We start from the raw sequence: 17,338 nt of genomic DNA on the forward strand, positions 1-17,338 counted from the left end.
GCTTTTTTAAATTTAGCGATATAGAAGCTTAAATTATCGACCGGTTGGTGTATGACCTTCGCACTTCAATTCAAACTGAAGTTCGTGATTGGCCGGTTCAGTAAAGTCGCCGTAACGGGCGTTTTCAAACGCTTCGCAGGCTTTATCCTTTTCACCTTGACCTTTGTATGCCATACCCATTTCAAAGTAGATTTTTGCCTGATCATTTACACCACCTGATTCATACTCCAAAGCTCTGGTTGCGTGCTGTAGAGCCTGATCCCATCGGCCTCTTTCATTATGGATAGCTGCCATTCTGTACTGAGCATCAGCTGACTGAGAATCGTATTGTTCTACTCTTTCAAGTAACTCCAACGCTCGGTTGTACTGCTCGTCTTCAAACAAATTTACAGCTCTGTAAATAAGTTCTTCAGCAGCACCTTCTCTGGCATTTTCAACAGTTCTGTTATCATTGGCGCGTTCACCAACTTCAATGGCTGTATCGAACCATTCCAACCAGGTATCAACATCGTCCGGACTCTGCTCTTTGATCACTATAGCTTTTTGATAATATGCCGTAGCATAATTTTCATTCAATTCAATGGCTGTGTCGAGATCTGCAAGAGCAGCATCATAATTTTCAGCACGGAATTCCAGTACGGATCTTATGTAATACAATTGAGGTATAGCGGCGGTTGCTTGCTGCTTCACCTGATCATTTCCGAACTCTTCAGCGATCTCTTTCGCTTCCTGAAATGCCTCTAAAGCATTATTTGCAGATTCTAAACTTCGTTCGTTCTGATATCCTCGATATGCATTTGATGCTCTGCTTGAAGCAACCCGTGGAATTCTTTCCACAATCAATTCGGTGATATCATTTAAATCATTCTCCTGAGCGATTTCAAGGGCATCTCTATACAGATCGATAGAATTGTCAAAGTCACCTGATCCGGCTAACTCCTGTGCTTGATTATATAGATCAATGGCCTCATTTCGGGCGTCTTGAGCATGTGATTGTTCAACTGCAAACAGCGTCAATGAAAATGCAGCAAACAGTAGTACTATGGATTTCAATGATTTCATGGATTTCTGATTGATTATGATTCTGTCCGATTAAACGGGCTTAACTTAATGAAATTTTGTAAACAAAATTACTAAAGCTTAGTATTTTAAACATCTTTCATAAAAAAAAGTTTCTTAGTAAGTAAAATTAGGTTCCGGCTTCTCTTTTTTATAGAAATCGCACACGTGTTTTACCGCGTCTTCATAGTCATCCGTTAAATAAAAAAGGTCCAAATCTTCTTCGTTGATTAAGCCATCAAGTATAAGGTGATTTTTAATCCAGTCAACCAACCCACCCCAGTACTCAGTTCCCACCAACACAATCGGGATCTTTTTAATTTTTTCTGTTTGAATAAGAGTCAGAGTTTCAAATAGCTCATCCAATGTTCCAAAGCCACCGGGAAAAACGATAAATGCCTGTGCATATTTCACAAACATCACTTTCCTTACAAAGAAATACTTAAAATTGATCTCATATTTAGAGTGCACAAAATCATTTACACCTTGTTCAAAAGGTAATTCAATGCCGAGTCCGACTGACTTTCCATTTTTATTATGTGCTCCTCGATTAGCCGCTTCCATTATTCCGGGTCCGCCACCGGTAATGATACCAAACCCACTTTCGGTAATTAATTCAGCGGTTTTAATCGCCATTTCATAATATTTACTTCCGGGCTTTAATCGTGCAGATCCGTAAACAGATATACAAGGCCCTACTCTGAAGAGCTTATCATATCCATCAACAAACTCTCCCATAATTTTAAAGATGCTCCAGAGGTCCTTATTACTGTCACCCTCAAAATGTTCTTTCTGTTGAGTAAATTTAAAAAATTTTGATGCTTCCATTGTCTTACTCTATCGATTGTAAAGTGTTATTCTTAATGATACACCGGGACTTCGATCTGCTATCATAGCCGGTTGTATAACCGTTTTGGCTGAAAGGTCATCCGACACATCAAAACTTCTCATATGTGCAAAAACATAGGCATCTAAAACATTCAACCCGTACGCCAATCCCATTACTACAAACATAAAATCTCTTTGATTTCTCAGACTGTTTCTGTTTGATTGTAATTGATTTGCGTTGATACCTTCCAGATACCCCGGTGTTGGACCAAATCGCAGGTCATCATTATCCGGAAAACTATTGTAGTAAGCTGCTCTATAATCCTGATATTGCCCATTCAGGTGAATAGTATAGTAACCAACGCCTGCGAACAAACCGTAAATAATCGGCACTTTCCAAATTTGCCGGTTTACAATTTGTCCCCATCCGGGGATCATCATTGATTTAAACATTACAGATTTTGGATTTGGGAATTCACCATCATCTGTTGTATCTCTATAAGCATGTTCAGCACTATATTCGCTGTTGATACGGCTTTCCAACAGAAAATAGTTACTGTTCAGGAATTCAGGGTTTTGTTGGGCATAGAGATCCTGAATTGAAAACAGAAATAAAATGAGTATGAGATTAACCCATTTCATCAAATAGTTGCATCAAACGTTCCAAATCATCCTCAGAATAGTACTCAATCCGAATTTCACCACCTTTTGCCTTCTGTTTGATGTTCACTTTTGTACTCAAACTTTGACGCAATCTTTTGGAGAACTCATCCAGGAATGGATTCGCTTCCTTCTTTTCAGGTTTTTTAGATTTCTGCTCACTCTTTTTATCCAACGAGCGCACTAAATCTTCGGTTCGCCGTACAGAAAGTGAATTATCAACAATTTTTTTCAGTGCTTTTTTCTGATCATCCTCAGTTTTAAGGTTAATCAGTGCACGTGCATGGCCTGTAGTGATAGATTCATCCCGTAATGCAGCCTGAATAAAATCGGGTAGCTGCAGTAATCGAAGCATGTTGGTAACGGTGGATCGATTTTTTCCAACCCGCTCTGCTACTTCACTTTGCGTATAATTACATTCATCAATGAGTCGCTTGTACCCCATGGATATCTCAAGCGGGTTCAGCTGCTCGCGCTGAATGTTTTCTATAAGCGCGAATGCAATCAGCTGTTCGTCATTTGCTTCCCTGATATATGCCGGAATTTCATCAATTCCCGCCTGCTTGGTCGCTCTTAACCTTCTTTCACCACTGATTAGCTCAAAACGTTTTTCGCCTAAATAGCGAACCGTTATGGGCTGAATTAAACCGTGTTTTTTGATGGATGATGAGAGCTCATCCAAGGCTTCTTCGTTAAAATCCTTTCGTGGCTGATGGGGATTTGGCCGAATGTGATCAATGGGAATGCTTAACACCACATTCACTCTTTCGGCGGGTTCTATAGGTACGGCCGTTTTGGTTTCCGGCTGCTTTTTTCCTTCCTTTTTCTCTCCTTCACCATCATCATACTCCGGGAAGAAAGCGCCTAAACCTCTGCCTAAAACTTTTTTCGACATACTACAACCCCTCTATTTAGAAAGAACCGGACTGTTCTTAAATAACTTCTTATTTCTTTGTATAATCTCTCGAGCAAGGGATAAATAGTTTTTGGAACCCACACTCGTTGCATCATATAAAATTGCAGGTTTTCCAAAACTTGGAGCTTCTGCAAGCCTTACATTCCGTGCAATAACGGACGAAAAGACTCTGTCATCAAAATAACGTTTTACTTCTTCAGCCACTTGATTGGAGAGTCTTGTACGGCTGTCATACATCGTCAACAGTACTCCTTCAATTTCCAAATCTGTATTCAGATGCTGGCGAACTATTTTTATGGTATTTAAAAGCTGCCCCAACCCTTCGAGCGCAAAATATTCACACTGAACCGGTATTAACACTGAATCAGATGCCGTTAAAGCATTTATTGTCAATAAACCGAGAGAGGGCGGACAATCAATGATGATAAAGTCATACTTATCATCAACTCCTTCAATTGCTTTAGATAAAATCCGCTCACGTTCATTTCTGTCTACCATCTCTATTTCCGCTCCCACAAGATTGATGTGAGACGGGATAAGATCCAAGTATGGAAGTTCTGTTTCCCGGATGGAGTCATTTACATCCACTCCGCCTACCATTACTTCATAAACAGAATTAGAAACTGTTTTAGACTCAATTCCCAAACCACTTGTTGAGTTGCTTTGGGGATCGATATCAATGATCAATGTAGGATGTTCGATAGCAGCTAAACTTGCAGCCAGATTTACGGCCGTTGTTGTTTTACCAACACCGCCTTTCTGGTTTGCAATAGATATAATTTTACCCATTCGTATATGAAGGTAATTTAGTATGAATTTTGTAAATGAATATAACCCTCAGTGGGTACCTAACCAAACAAAGTTATGCACATATAAACGTGGATAACTTTGTCTTAATAGGAAGTAATGAATTGATATATTTTAACTTACAGCTATATAAATATCAATAGATCGGGCCTGAACCCTACTATTGCCGGCTTCCGGTGAGATGTAGATTTCTCTGGTAAACACTGTTTTCCAATCGGTTATTAACCGGAGTTAATCGCTGATAACTATCTTTAAGTAATGAGTCAGAACTTTCTTGCTCAATACCTGAAAAATGGAGGATATCATTACGGTCTACCCACGGAGAAATTTCTCTGTCCAGATTACCTTCTGATTGAACTGTACCGGTTGCCGACCCAACAGAACCGAAGGATGCAGCACCGGCATCTCCTGTAGAATTGTCCGAATCCATCACTAAGGCACCTGCCATAAATCCAATAGATAGCAGAGCTGCTGCTGCAAAATAGAAAGGCTTTTTACGGGTAATACTTGTCGATGTGCTCTGTTCAGATGCTCGTTCGCAAATTGACTGAATTACTCGGTCTGGTGCAGATATTTTTGGCAGCTCCTCAAATTTATTCCTGATATTTCGAAGTGACTCAACTTCGATCAGTAAATTTTCATTTTCTCTGAGCTTTCGTTCGAATTCAACCTGCTCAGAAGGATCCATCTCATTAAATAAGTAAGCTACACTGTCAGTTTTTTTGATACTCATACTTTATTTGATTCCTTCTCATGTTCCTCATCAAACATTTTACGAAGATTAATCAAAGCATATCTCATTCGGCCCAAGGCAGTATTAATTGATACATCAGTTAATTCAGCGATTTCCTTAAATGGCATTTCATAATAGTGCCGCAACATCACCACTGTTCGCTGCTCTTCGGGCAGATTTCCAATATGCTTCAAAAGTCTTGATGTGGACTCATCCAGTTCCAGCTGATCGTGCTGTCCCGGAGTGCCCTCATCAGGCAATCTTTCATAAAAATCTGTTTTCGACTCTTCGTCATACGAACTGCTAACGTCGACAAACCGCTTTTGTTTTCTGATGTGATCAATTGTTGCATTATGTGCAATTCTCATCACCCAAGCGATCCATTTACCCTGCTCATTGTAGGTATCGTCCATTTTAGTAATAACCTTAGTAAAGGTCTCCTGGAAGATATCATTGGCCGTTTCTCTATTCTGTATCATACTGTAAATGTACGAATAGATCTTAGCCTGATGACGGTTCATCAGCTCTTGAAAAGCCAATTGGTCATCTTTTTTCCGGAACAGATGTACTAATTCCCTGTCTTTCATCTGCTCGTATCGGCGTGGTATGTGGTCTGAATTATTGAGTCTCATAACAGTGCTAATTTAGAATGTTGCATCACACTTTCAAAAACAGATTTTTAAATCTATCCATTCAGTTTTGTCTGTATCTACTTAATGGTACTGCACAGACGATGCCAATGTTTCAATACTGACGTATTTACAGGTGAATATTTTACGATAACCACCTGTCTTTAATTAAGTATTCGAATTATTTGATATTAAAACAATAGCATCTTCATGTGAAGCAGAGTAATTATTCCTGAAGATGACTATGGACTCTCTCTCCCAATTTCTCCCCAAGCAACTCTTGTAAAGTTTCTAAATTTTCTTTTTTGATCTGATTTACGGATCCAAATTCCTTCAGCAGCTTTTGAGCCGTTTTATCACCTACACCGTCTATTTCAGTCAATTCTGTTTTGAGGGTTCTTTTTGATCTTTTCTGCCTGTGATAGGTAATGGCAAACCGATGTGCTTCATCTCTGGCACGCTGTAGTAATTTTAATGCAGATGATGTTTTGGGTATCATAATCGGATCAAATTTTCCTGGTAAAAAGACCTCTTCCAAACGTTTTGCTAAACCTGCAACATCACAAGCATCCCTAAACTCAATTTCATCCAGTGCTTCCAGCGCAGCATTTAATTGACCTTTTCCACCATCAATCAAGATCAAATCGGGAACCTGCAATTTCTCTTTTTTCACTTTTGAATAACGCCTTCTTACAATTTCCTTCATCGATGCAAAATCATCCGCACCGGTAACGGTCTTGATTTTAAACCGCTTATATTCGCTCTTTCGTGGTTGACCATCAACAAAACAGACCATAGACGCTACCGGATCTGTTCCTTGTGTGTTAGAGTTGTCAAAGCATTCTATTCTTCGGGGCAGCCGATCCAGCTTCAGATACTCTTTAAGATCTTTAACAGCCTGGGGAATACGATCGCGTTCCGCTTTCTGTTTCTCCAGTTTTCTCTCACCGAGATTGAGCCGGGCATTGGTAATGGCCATCTCTATCAAGTGCTTTTTCTCCCCAATTTGCGGTACATGAATCGGTACTTTTTTTCCTCTCTGTTCCCAAAGATACTCTAATAAAGGGTCTTCCTCTTCCATCTGGTCACTCAAATATACTTCATCCGGAATTGCACCTACCATCTGGCCGGTATAGTAATCTTCCACAAAAGACTGCATCATCACACTTCGCGGGCGATCTTCTATATTTTTCAAAAACCGATTAAACTTTCCGATCAGTTTACCCTCCCGAATTTTGAAAAGAACCCCACAGGCTTCACCCAGCTCTTCATCCACATCTATGGCAAACACATCTCTGTGAACCTCTTTATTAGCAACAATCTTCATTTTCTGATTGTACTTTTCAAGAGATTTAACACTGTCGCGCAATCGAGCTGCTTTTTCGAACTCTAATGCCTGAGAGGCGATCTCCATCTCCTCTTTCACTTCACGTATCAAATCGCCTGTTTTACCGGATAAAAGGCGCTCCACCTTTTCAATCGTTGCCTGATACTCCTCATCATCCCAATCACCCGAACAGTTTTGTAGGTAATCATCAAAACAAGAGTGCCATTTGGGTGCCCCTCTCGATTTATCGACCATTTTGGGCGATACAGCACAGGTACACAGTCCAAAAGCTTTTCTGATTGTTTCCAGCATTCGACGCATATGCCCCACATGATCATAAGGACCAAAATACTTACTTCCATCCCGCACAACCGTTCTTGTTGGATATACCCGTGGTTTTTGCCCCGGAGTTATGCAGATATAGGGATACGACTTATCGTCCCTGTACATGATGTTATATCGAGGCTGATGCTTTTTAATCAGGTTATTTTCAAGAATCAATGCCTCAGCCTCAGAGTCTGTGACAATTACCTCAACATCTTCAATCTTAGACACCATCAATTTAATTCTGCCGTCGTGATACCTCGAATCCTGAAAATAAGACCTTACGCGATTACGCAGTTTCTTAGCCTTACCCACATAAAGATAGTTGCCTCTACTATCCTTGAATTGATAAACACCCGGACTAAACGGAAGGTGAGCGATTTTTTCTTCTACTGATATTGACATGTCTGCATTTGATTGTGCCCTAAAAATACGAAAACGATGAGCTGCATTGAAAAGTTTAAATTGGTTTCTGAAAGCACGATCATTGCAGTATGAAAACAACACAGACCAACCCTGATATCGACATCATTTATGAAGACAACCATTTACTGGTTGTTAATAAACCAAGCGGATTGCTCTCACAGGAGGATCATACCGGAGATCCGGATATCTTAACCCTCTGTAAAGAGTACATTAAAAAAGAGCATAAAAAGCCCGGCAATGTTTTCCTGGGGCTGCTTCACAGATTAGACCGACCGGTAAGCGGTGTAATGATGTTTGCAAAAACTTCTAAGAGTGCATCCAGGATCAGTGAACAAATACGGCAAAGGACAATTAAAAAGAAATATCTGGCGGTCGTTGAGGGAAACCCACCCCCAAACGGATATCTGACACACCATTTACTTAAAGATGAGAAAACTAATACAGTTAAGGTTGTCAAACCCAATGTGAAAGGTGCACAGGACGCCAAATTAATGTTTCATCGATTAGAAACTGTTAAAAATTTGCATCTACTCGAAGTCAGCCTGATTACAGGCCGCCCGCACCAAATTCGGGTGCAATTATCAGCTGAAGGATACCCGATTTGGGGAGATCAAAAATATGGTGATTCAAAAAATTCCACTCCGGCTCTGCACGCTTTTAGATTGAAAATTGATCACCCTACTCTCAAAGAAGAGATAGTTTTTACAGCAAAACGTCCGGAATTTTTTCCTTGGAATAAATTCAGTGCCTCTGATTCCTTTTAAAGACATGTGTACGATTAAATTATGTGATGCTCAAGTAATCGAGTAATCAGTAATAATGCGTTGAATGATTGAACTTATCTCAATGTTAAAAAATGTATAACCCAGTCACGATCATTTTCACTTCTCGAATTTCTGCACAGCAGCTATGAACAAGTTAACAAGACATCAGGCAGAGCTATTACTTCCGGCCGTTATCGACGATGAGGCATCGGATCAGGAGAAAAGTGCTTTTTTCGAGTATTTGAAATACGATCGAGAATTAGAAAGAGAATATTATTCAACTTTACAAATAAAACGATTGCTAAATGAGCATCTACCCAAAAAACCTGCTCCTGAATATTTAAAAAATAAAATTCTTAGGCAGATAGAAGAAGAGAGAGAAAAAGATAAGTTAACCCAGGATGGTGACCCTGTCATCATGCATAAAAAAGCGTCATCCGAAAAAGGAAGCTGGGATGTACTTCTGAAATCCGGATTTCGCTATATGGCTGCTGCAGCTGTGATATTGATGATCACACTAATGATTGTTCAGCTGCTTGAACGATCAACTGGTTTAAATAATCAAGAGATGTTCGTAATTGAAAATATTTCGGCACAACATTTTGCAGGAGCCGGCGGGAAACTGCTTGAACCTCATTTTTCAACAAATTCACCCGAAGAAGCAGAACAGTACCTTCTAAACCATCACGGATTAAATATGACAATTCCTCATCTTAAAGGAGCAGACTTTGCAGGGATTGTTTTAGCCGATTTCCACAACGGAATGGAGGTTCCTCTATTGGAATATGTTCAGAATGAGATTGACGAAAATATCTTTATTTTCGCCATAAATTTAAGTCAACTGCAGAATGTTAACTCCATGAAACGTGAGGATAATGCAGCCGAGAGTTGTACAACACAGACGGATTATTTTGTTAATAATATCGACGGGATACATGTTGTTTCCTGGCTATGGGAAGACAACTGGTATTCTGCAGTATCCAATCATAACGGGCACGATCTGGCCGCTTTGGTTGAACCGCTAAATGCTGATTAATTATCTGCTTCCTCGTCTGACGATTCCAATTTGTCACCGTTAAATTCAGGTGGTAATTTTTTTGAAGCTTTAGCTCCTAACTCTCTCAGCATTTCTGTTTGACGAACCAGATTACCGCGACCCTCACTCAGCTTACCCATTGCATTCTGATAGCTGGTATGCGTTTGATCAATTCGATTGCCAATGTCCTGCATATCCTCAACAAAACCGACAAACTTATCATAAAGTAACCCGCCACGTTCGGCGATCTCCATCGCATGTCTATTTTGATACTCCTGCTTCCAAACATTTTCTATCGTTGCCAAGGTTGCCAATAGAGTTGTGGGACTCACAATGATGATGTTTCTGTCGAACGCGTCATTGTAGAGCTCCGGAGCATACTGCATGGCTAGACCAAAAGCCGGTTCTATTGGAATGAACATCAAAACAAAATCCGGACTCTGAAATCCGTGGATCTGCTCATAGTTTTTGTTACTCAATCCTTTCACATGAGCACGAAGTGAGCTAATATGTTGCTTCAGTGCTTTTTGTTGATCATCCGGATCATCAGACGAGGTGTATGATTCATATGCTGTTAACGTAACTTTCGAATCGATAACCAATTTCTTTTCATCCGGTAGTTGCACAACAACGTCTGGCTGCAGTCGTCGCCCATCAGCCGTAGTTGTACTCTCCTGTACTTCATACTCCCGCCCTTTTACCAATCCTGATTTTTCCAAAATTCTTTGAAGAATTACTTCCCCCCAATTTCCCTGCTGTTTATTATCACCTTTCAGGGCTTTTGTAAGATTTTTTGCCTCCTCACTCATTTTTTGATTCAACTCCTGCAGCATGGACAGATGCTGCCCCAATGCACTTCTCCCCTTAATATCTTCTTTATGAGTCTCCTCAACCCGCTTCTGAAACTCAGATATTTTTTCACCCAGGGGTTTTAAAAGGGTATCCAGATTTTCACGATTTTGTTGAGTAAATTTTTTCGACTTCTCTTCCAAAATCTCATTTGCCAGATTTTTAAACTCATTTTTGAATCTCTCCTCCATTTTTTCAAAATCGGCCTTCTGTTCTTGAAATCTCTCTTTCAGATTTAGAAAATTCGCTTTGATTGTGGCAAGTTTGTTTTCTGCCTGATTTGCCCGAACAGATTCTGATTCAAGCTTTTGCAACGCCTCACCTTTTGCTGCTTCCAATATTTCATTTCTCTCTTCCAAACGGGATTGCTTTGGCCGGGCCATAAACCAGGCAATTGTGAATCCTATTCCTCCAAAAAGCAGCGCAATAATTAGTTCTGTTATTCCCATAGTTCGATTTTCTTTGAGATTTCGGCCTTAAGATAACAGAAAGGGGTGACAGATTCTGTCACCCCTTCTGGAAAGTTTAGTAGATTTTCTAAGATCAGGCTGAAAATGCCTGAAACCTGTTAACTGAATACATCTTTAATCTTGGAAAAGAACCCTTTTTCACGCTCTTCTGCATCTGAAGGATCAAAATGTTTTTCTCCTCTCAGAGCTTCAACATGTTTCCGTTCTTCGGGTGTTAAATCTTTCGGTACATAGATATTCACTTTAATGAACTGATCTCCGGTACCGCTGTTATTCAGTCCCACGATTCCGCGTCCGCGCATTCGTAGAAGCTTACCGGGCTGTGTTCCGGGTTCAACTTTCACTTTGGCTTTACCCTTTAGTGTCGGAACCTGAACTTCCGTTCCAAGTATTGCATCCGGTATGCTTAGATGGAGATCGTAGTAAATATCATTTCCTTCCCTTTCAAAATTTTCATGCTCTTTCTCTTCTATCAGAACAATCAAATCACCGGGCTCACCACCTCGAACTCCGGCATTCCCCTGCCGTCTAAGGGTGATATAATTCCCTTTTGAAACCCCGGATGGAATATTCACCTTGATATTATCTTCACTGCGTTTGCGGCCTTCTCCGCCACATTCAGAACATTTATTTTTTATGATGCGACCTTCTCCGCTGCAAGTGGGGCAAGGCTGAACATTCACAAACTGCCCAAACATGGTTCGGGATACCTGGCGCACTTCACCGGTACCGTTACATGTTCCGCATGTTTCAAAATCGGATTCAGTTTCTGCACCTGTACCGCTGCAGGAGTCGCACTTCACCTGCTTTTTCACTTTCAGTGTTTTCTCAACACCTTCAGCAATCTCTTCCAGGGTCAGTTCAACACGAAGTTTCATATCGCTACCGGGTCGACCAGTACCACGACGTCTGCGGCTCTGTCTGCGACCACCGCCCCCGAAGGCTTCTCCACCAAATATATCGCCTCCAAAAATGTCACTGAACCGGCTGAAAATATCTTCGAAATCGGCATTGCCAAAATCAGATGCTCCCCCGAAACCGCCGCCATTCATTCCTGCGTGGCCGAACTGATCATAACGTTGCCTTTTCTGAGGGTCTCTGAGAACTTCGTACGCCTCAGAAGCTTCCTTGAACTTTTTCTCCGCTTCATGATCCCCTTTGTTTCTATCGGGGTGATACTTCATAGCCAATTTGCGATAAGCTTTTTTAAGCTCTGCTTCACCGGCACTTTTTTCTACACCTAATACTTCGTAGTAATCTCGTTTAGACATGAATTGTGATTTACTCGCTTACAATTACTTTTGCGTGTCGAAGTGTCTTATCTCCAATGCGATACCCGCTCTCTAAAACCTGGAGAACCGTTCCGCTCTCTATGGAGTCATCATTTGCCGGCTGCCTCAGCATCGCATCATGGATATCCACATCAAAGGGTACACCTTCTTCATCAATTCGCTCAACGTTATATCGCTCCAAAACGTCCTGGAATTTATCAGCAACCAATCTCACACCATCAACAAATGATTGATCCGCATTAGCTTTTTCAAGTGCTTCCAGAGTTCGGCGGAGGTCATCATTAATAGGCAAAAATGCCTCAATGGCAGATTCACGCGATTTCTGGAAAACCTGATCTCTTTCCCGCTGGAGACGTTTCTTGAAATTCTCCATTTCAGCGGCTTTCCGCAGATGATTGTCTTTTATACTCTGAAGTTCTTCTTCAAGCTCATTAATTTTTTTCTGTTGCTCTTCAACCAGTTCGTCCAGCTCTTCTATACTGGCAGACCCACCGTTTGAAGTCTCATCCACCTCATTCTCAACAGTTGACTGCTCTTCAGCAGATTCTAGTTTTTCTTCTTTACTACTCATTTAAAAATCGATTCTTAATTTCTTATTTCAGGCCTTTTAACTCAGGCAATGCTTTGATGTTTCGATTCAATAGTGTGCAAATAGTATGCCATAAAGATTTATACTATCAGTTCGTCACCAATGCCAAAAAAACCTGTCGTTTCGCCTTATTCGCCTTCGTAGAAAAATTCAATCATATTTCCATCGGGATCAGATGCAAATACAAAACGTCCTTTTTTACGATTAGCGGGTCCACTCAAAATGGTTACCTCTTTATCTCTCAGATAGGTTGCCATTTCATCCACCTGATCGGCAGAGTCGAGATAGAACCCTATGTGGTCTACCCGGAAATCCCTGGAATTCGGATCGTAACTGGTTTCGGCCTCAACAATCACCAAAGTATCTTCTTTTCCAATTTTATAGACAGCCATACTTTGGCCCATTTTTCGTACTAGTTCAAACCCCAGAATTTCTCCATAAAACTCTTCGGCCCGTTCAATTTCATTAACCCTTATGGTAATATGGTTAATACCGGATGGTTTAAAATCCATAGTTTTTCACTTTCTTTTATTAGTTTAAATGCACCCGATAAACTAATGGTTTTTCGGTTATATTTTGAATCGAAATTTTTGAATTCAACTTTCAGTCTATTGGCAACACTTTATTTGGTAGCAACACCTATTGGAAACCTTTCCGACTTTTCTACACGAGCCGTCGAAACATTACAGTCTGTAGATCAGATCGCTTGTGAAGATACCCGGACGTCAGGTGTACTGCTTCAACACTTTCAAATCAGTAAACCTACATTTTCGTTTCATCAGCACAATGAACATCAGAAGGTAAAACATCTGATGAACCTGCTGAATGGAGGACTCAATATTGCACTGATCAGTGACGCAGGCATGCCGGGAATATCTGATCCCGGATTTTTAGCAACTCGAGAAGCTCATCAGAATGGACATGAAATTATTGCCATACCCGGCCCGGACGCTGCCACCACGGCACTGGCCGTTAGCGGTTTACCCTGCGATCGGTTTATTTTTGAAGGGTTTCTACCTCCCAAAAAAGGACGCCAAACCCGAATACAGGAAATTGCAGAGAGTGATATCACATCTGTTGTTTATGAAAGTCCTCATAAACTGGTTCGTTTTCTGGAAAAATTGCACGAATATGCCGGTGATGAACGTTGGGTATGCGTTGCCAGAGAATTAACTAAGAAATTTGAAGAAAAAGACCGGGCCCAGCTTGGAGAGTTGCTCCCGCGGTGGCGTGAAAAGAAATCCATTAAAGGTGAAATAGCTGTCGTTATAGCCGGTAAAACCTACAGTGAATAATGAATAAAAATCGTTTTTGGGATCAACCCTGGGTACTTAGTATAACTGCCTCCATTTTACTCAGTCTCTCATTTCCGCCGTTTGACCTGTCCATTCTTCAAATTCCGGCTTTTGTTTTTTTATTTCGGGTGGCGATAATCAGCCGTTCGGTGCGCGAAGTAATATATTATACATATCCTGCATTTGTACTTTGGAATCTGTTTGTAACCTATTGGCTGATGATGGCAACCGTGGCAGGGGGAGTGGCGGCTATTCTTGCCAACGCCGCGCTAATGCTTATTCCTCTTCTGCTGATCAGAAAACTGTTTAAATCTGATCTGAATCCAATTGTAACATCATTTTTTGCGGCAGCAATTTGGGTAAGCTACGAGTTTCTTCACCATAACTGGGATCTCGCCTGGCCATGGCTCACTCTCGGTAATGGTTGGTCTAACCTGATAAATGTTATTCAATATATTTCGGTAACCGGAGCTTTTGGAATCTCATTTTGGGTTGTGTTTACCTCTGCCCTCCTTTACAACTACATTGTAGAGCCCGTTAAACCGATACTCTACTCTGCTATCATCATCTTCTTTGCATTTCCACTGTTTTCGATTTTTTCCATGATCATGCAGACTCAAGAACAGGGTGAACCGCTTGAAGTAGCCATTATTCAACCCAATTCAGATTCCTATCAGAATTTTGGCGGAATGGGTTCGCTTGATAACCTGATTGAAAAGCTCCTAAGGCTTTCCGGTGAAACGGTAACAGAAAGCACTGATCTGCTGATCTGGCCGGAAAATGCGGTTGATGCAGCTCTCCCTCTCGACAACCGTTATTTCGATGTGATCAGTGACTCTTTAGAATCATGGAATACAACATTAATTACAGGCTCCGGATATGTGGAATACTATAGTGAAGAAAATCGGCCGGAGGTGGTGAAAGAGACCTCAAGTGGCAGAATTTACAATATTTTTAATGCTGCTTTGCACTTCAACTCCTCCGCTGAAGCTGAGATCTATCGAAAGGGTAAATTGGTACCTATTGTAGAGCGGTTTCCATTTGTGGAGTTCTTTCAAACGATTGACCTATTTAACTGGATCGATTGGGGTAGCCTGATGGGCTATGGACTAGGGGAAGAAGCAAATAACTTCAATGTGAATGGAGCCCAAACTCCGGCATTGATTTGCTACGATTCCGTTTTTTCGGGCTGGGTAAATCAATTTGTACAAAACGGTGCCGGATTCCTGACCATCATTACCAATGACGGATGGTGGGGGGATTCTAATGGCCATAATCAGCATTTTGCATTTGCACGCCTGCGCGCCATAGAGCATCGAAAATGGATTGCACGCTCTGCAAACAACGGGATCTCCGGAATTATATCACCCGATGGAAAAATTCAGTTTGAAACAGAATACTGGACCGAAGACGCTTTCACGTTTACAATTTACAATCGACAGATACCCACTTTTTATTCAGCCTATGGAGATTGGTTCAGCTATGTAATGCTACTCTCGTCATTTCTTGGCATTGGCTTTCTGGAAATCAGAAAAAGAAAGCAGAAATAATGTAACCGTCAGGTTTCTCACCGAAGGTTACATTATCCAGGTGAATTAGAAATCTAATTCTGCTTTAATCTCGTCGATCACTTCATCCAGCATTTTCATTTTCTTACGGAAAGCGGCTTTATCTTCCAGCTCACCGTTTATACTGATATAAAACTTAATTTTCGGCTCTGTACCTGACGGTCTCGCGGATATAATGTAATCCCCTTCCGTAATAAATTGAAGTACATTTGATGTCGGAAAATCAATGCTGTTTACTCGACCAGACTCCACGTCTGTTTCGGTCAAGTGCATATAATCCTTCACCGTCACTACCTTCTGGCCTGCAATCGATTCAGGTGCCTGATGCCGAAGTCCGTCCATAATTTCCTGGATCTCTTCCGCACCCTTTTTCCCAGCTTTTTTGATTGAAATCAGCTCCTCTTTATATAACCCATACTTTTCATAAATATTCAGAAGCGAGTCATATAAAGAAAGACCATTATCCTTATAAAAGGCGGCCATTTCTGCAATCATTGTACAAGCTACAACAGCATCCTTATCGCGAACATGATCTCCGACAAGATAACCGTAACTCTCTTCACCGCCTGCAATAAACTTTTCCCGTCCCTGAAGTTCTGTCATCAATGCACCGATATACTTAAAACCGGTCAACGTATTGTAGCACTTCACTCCTTTTGACCGGGCGATTTTGTCAATCAAATAGGTCGTCACTATTGTTTTTACGATATACTCATTTCCCTGCAGTATACCTTTCTCTTCCCAGGCTGTGAGCAGATAATTAAATAGCAGTACAGCCGTCTGATTACCATTCAGAAGTTCAAATTCACCTTTCTCATTTCTAACGGCTATACCAACTCTATCAGCGTCGGGATCGGTAGCCATTACCAGCTCTGCATTTGTTTCTTCAGCCATGTTTAAGGCTAAAGTCAGAGCTTCTTTTTCTTCCGGATTCGGATAAATTACAGTCGGGAAATTTCCATCTATAGTACACTGCTCTTCCACCAGATTGACATTGGTAAAACCTACCTCTTTCAACGCTCTTGGAACAATATCCACGGCAGTACCATGAATTGGAGAAAAAACGATATTGAGATCAGATTGAGATTCAATCACTTCCGGGTAGATCGACTCAGACGCCACTCGCTCTATATACTTTTGATCCATCTCCGAACCAATTTTCTCAATCAAATCTTCATTACGACTGAAGTCCACCTGATCAACCGATTCGATTTTATTTACTTCAGCAATGATATTTTTGTCGTGCGGCTTAATCACCTGTCCACCATCACTCCAATATGCTTTGTAACCGCTATACTCTTTCGGATTATGAGATGCCGTAAGCATTACACCGCTGTGGCAGTTCAGTTCGCGTATGGCGTAAGAGAGCTCCGGTGTGGGTCTAAGTGAATCAAAAAAGTAAACGTGTATACCGTTGGCACTAAAAACATCAGCCACGATCGAGGCGAATCGTTCAGCATTATTTCTATTATCGTGGGCAATGACAACTTTGATCTGCTCATCCGGATATTGGGTTTTCAGGTAGTTGCTTAAACCCTGAGTAGCGGTTCCGAGCGTGTATTTATTTACACGGTTCGAACCGATCCCCATGATCCCTCTCAGGCCCCCGGTTCCAAACTCAAGATCTTTATAAAAGGCATCTGTCAACTCCTCGACCTTACCCTCATCCAGCATCTTTTGCAGTTCAGATTTTGTCTCTTCATCGTAATTTCCTTGCAGCCAGTGATTAATTTTTTGCTGAACGTTTTGATCCAATTTCTCCATGA

General features: G+C 41.1%; 17 protein-coding genes. 4 read left to right on the forward strand and 13 right to left on the reverse strand.

Annotated elements, in window-relative coordinates; all coding sequences use genetic code 11:
• Positions 1-33: 33 nt before the first annotated feature.
• The 8 genes from CWD77_RS06275 to uvrC all read right to left on the reverse strand — a co-directional run bounded on the left by CWD77_RS06275 (position 34) and on the right by uvrC (position 7,688).
• Positions 34-1,062, reverse strand: coding sequence for a tetratricopeptide repeat protein (locus CWD77_RS06275; protein WP_101072465.1), 1,029 nt, complete (start codon positions 1,060-1,062; stop codon positions 34-36).
• Between the two features lie 114 nt (positions 1,063-1,176).
• Positions 1,177-1,887, reverse strand: a complete 711-nt coding sequence (locus CWD77_RS06280; protein ID WP_101072467.1) for an LOG family protein — start codon at positions 1,885-1,887, stop codon at positions 1,177-1,179.
• A 9-nt stretch (positions 1,888-1,896) separates the two neighbouring features.
• Positions 1,897-2,529, reverse strand: a complete 633-nt coding sequence (locus CWD77_RS06285; protein ID WP_101072469.1) for a DUF5683 domain-containing protein — start codon at positions 2,527-2,529, stop codon at positions 1,897-1,899.
• Complete coding sequence (locus tag CWD77_RS06290) at positions 2,516-3,442, reverse strand: ParB/RepB/Spo0J family partition protein (RefSeq protein WP_101072471.1); 927 nt, start codon at positions 3,440-3,442, stop codon at positions 2,516-2,518. Before CWD77_RS06290 ends, CWD77_RS06285 begins: the two co-directional genes overlap by 14 nt.
• Before the next feature lie 12 nt (positions 3,443-3,454).
• Positions 3,455-4,252 (reverse strand): ParA family protein, encoded by a 798-nt coding sequence (locus tag CWD77_RS06295; protein WP_101072473.1) that lies wholly within the window; start codon positions 4,250-4,252, stop codon positions 3,455-3,457.
• Between the two features lie 178 nt (positions 4,253-4,430).
• Complete coding sequence (locus CWD77_RS06300) at positions 4,431-5,003, reverse strand: anti-sigma factor family protein (RefSeq protein WP_101072479.1); 573 nt, start codon at positions 5,001-5,003, stop codon at positions 4,431-4,433.
• Positions 5,000-5,635, reverse strand: coding sequence for an RNA polymerase sigma factor (locus tag CWD77_RS06305; protein ID WP_206017955.1), 636 nt, complete (start codon positions 5,633-5,635; stop codon positions 5,000-5,002). The genes CWD77_RS06300 and CWD77_RS06305 overlap by 4 nt, the downstream gene beginning before the upstream one ends.
• Positions 5,636-5,858: 223 nt before the next feature.
• On the reverse strand, positions 5,859-7,688 hold the full coding sequence (gene uvrC, locus CWD77_RS06310) for an excinuclease ABC subunit UvrC (RefSeq protein WP_101072481.1): 1,830 nt from the start codon (positions 7,686-7,688) through the stop codon (positions 5,859-5,861).
• 89 nt (positions 7,689-7,777) lie between these two features.
• Between uvrC and CWD77_RS06315 the strand changes: the two genes are divergently transcribed.
• Positions 7,778-8,473, forward strand: coding sequence for an RluA family pseudouridine synthase (locus tag CWD77_RS06315; RefSeq protein ID WP_101072483.1), 696 nt, complete (start codon positions 7,778-7,780; stop codon positions 8,471-8,473).
• Between the two features lie 145 nt (positions 8,474-8,618).
• On the forward strand, positions 8,619-9,509 hold the full coding sequence (locus tag CWD77_RS06320) for a hypothetical protein (protein ID WP_101072485.1): 891 nt from the start codon (positions 8,619-8,621) through the stop codon (positions 9,507-9,509).
• Here CWD77_RS06320 and CWD77_RS06325 read toward each other — a convergent pair.
• The 4 genes from CWD77_RS06325 to CWD77_RS06340 all read right to left on the reverse strand — a co-directional run bounded on the left by CWD77_RS06325 (position 9,506) and on the right by CWD77_RS06340 (position 13,221).
• A complete protein-coding gene (locus CWD77_RS06325; protein ID WP_101072487.1) occupies positions 9,506-10,807 on the reverse strand; it encodes a DNA recombination protein RmuC in 1,302 nt (433 codons plus the stop codon). The two genes, CWD77_RS06320 and CWD77_RS06325, sit on opposite strands and share 4 nt — an antisense overlap.
• A 119-nt stretch (positions 10,808-10,926) precedes the next feature.
• A complete protein-coding gene (dnaJ, locus tag CWD77_RS06330) occupies positions 10,927-12,099 on the reverse strand; it encodes a molecular chaperone DnaJ (protein ID WP_101072489.1) in 1,173 nt (390 codons plus the stop codon).
• Positions 12,100-12,109: 10 nt separating this feature from the next.
• Positions 12,110-12,691: a nucleotide exchange factor GrpE gene (locus CWD77_RS06335; protein WP_101072491.1), complete on the reverse strand. Its 582-nt coding sequence runs from the start codon at positions 12,689-12,691 to the stop codon at positions 12,110-12,112.
• A gap of 146 nt (positions 12,692-12,837) precedes the next feature.
• On the reverse strand, positions 12,838-13,221 hold the full coding sequence (locus CWD77_RS06340) for a VOC family protein (protein ID WP_101072493.1): 384 nt from the start codon (positions 13,219-13,221) through the stop codon (positions 12,838-12,840).
• A gap of 78 nt (positions 13,222-13,299) precedes the next feature.
• Here CWD77_RS06340 and rsmI point away from each other — a divergent pair, with 78 nt between their 5' ends.
• Complete coding sequence (rsmI, locus tag CWD77_RS06345) at positions 13,300-14,004, forward strand: 16S rRNA (cytidine(1402)-2'-O)-methyltransferase (protein WP_240596681.1); 705 nt, start codon at positions 13,300-13,302, stop codon at positions 14,002-14,004.
• Entirely contained in the window at positions 14,004-15,554 is a 1,551-nt protein-coding gene (gene lnt, locus CWD77_RS06350) for an apolipoprotein N-acyltransferase (protein ID WP_101072495.1), read from the forward strand. Before rsmI ends, lnt begins: the two co-directional genes overlap by 1 nt.
• A gap of 45 nt (positions 15,555-15,599) precedes the next feature.
• Here lnt and CWD77_RS06355 read toward each other — a convergent pair whose 3' ends face one another.
• On the reverse strand, positions 15,600-17,336 hold the full coding sequence (locus CWD77_RS06355) for a phospho-sugar mutase (RefSeq protein WP_101072497.1): 1,737 nt from the start codon (positions 17,334-17,336) through the stop codon (positions 15,600-15,602).
• Positions 17,337-17,338 lie beyond the last annotated feature (2 nt).

It is taken from the genome of Rhodohalobacter barkolensis (genome assembly GCF_002834295.1).
Taxonomy (GTDB): Bacteria; Bacteroidota; Rhodothermia; order Balneolales; family Balneolaceae; genus Rhodohalobacter; species Rhodohalobacter barkolensis.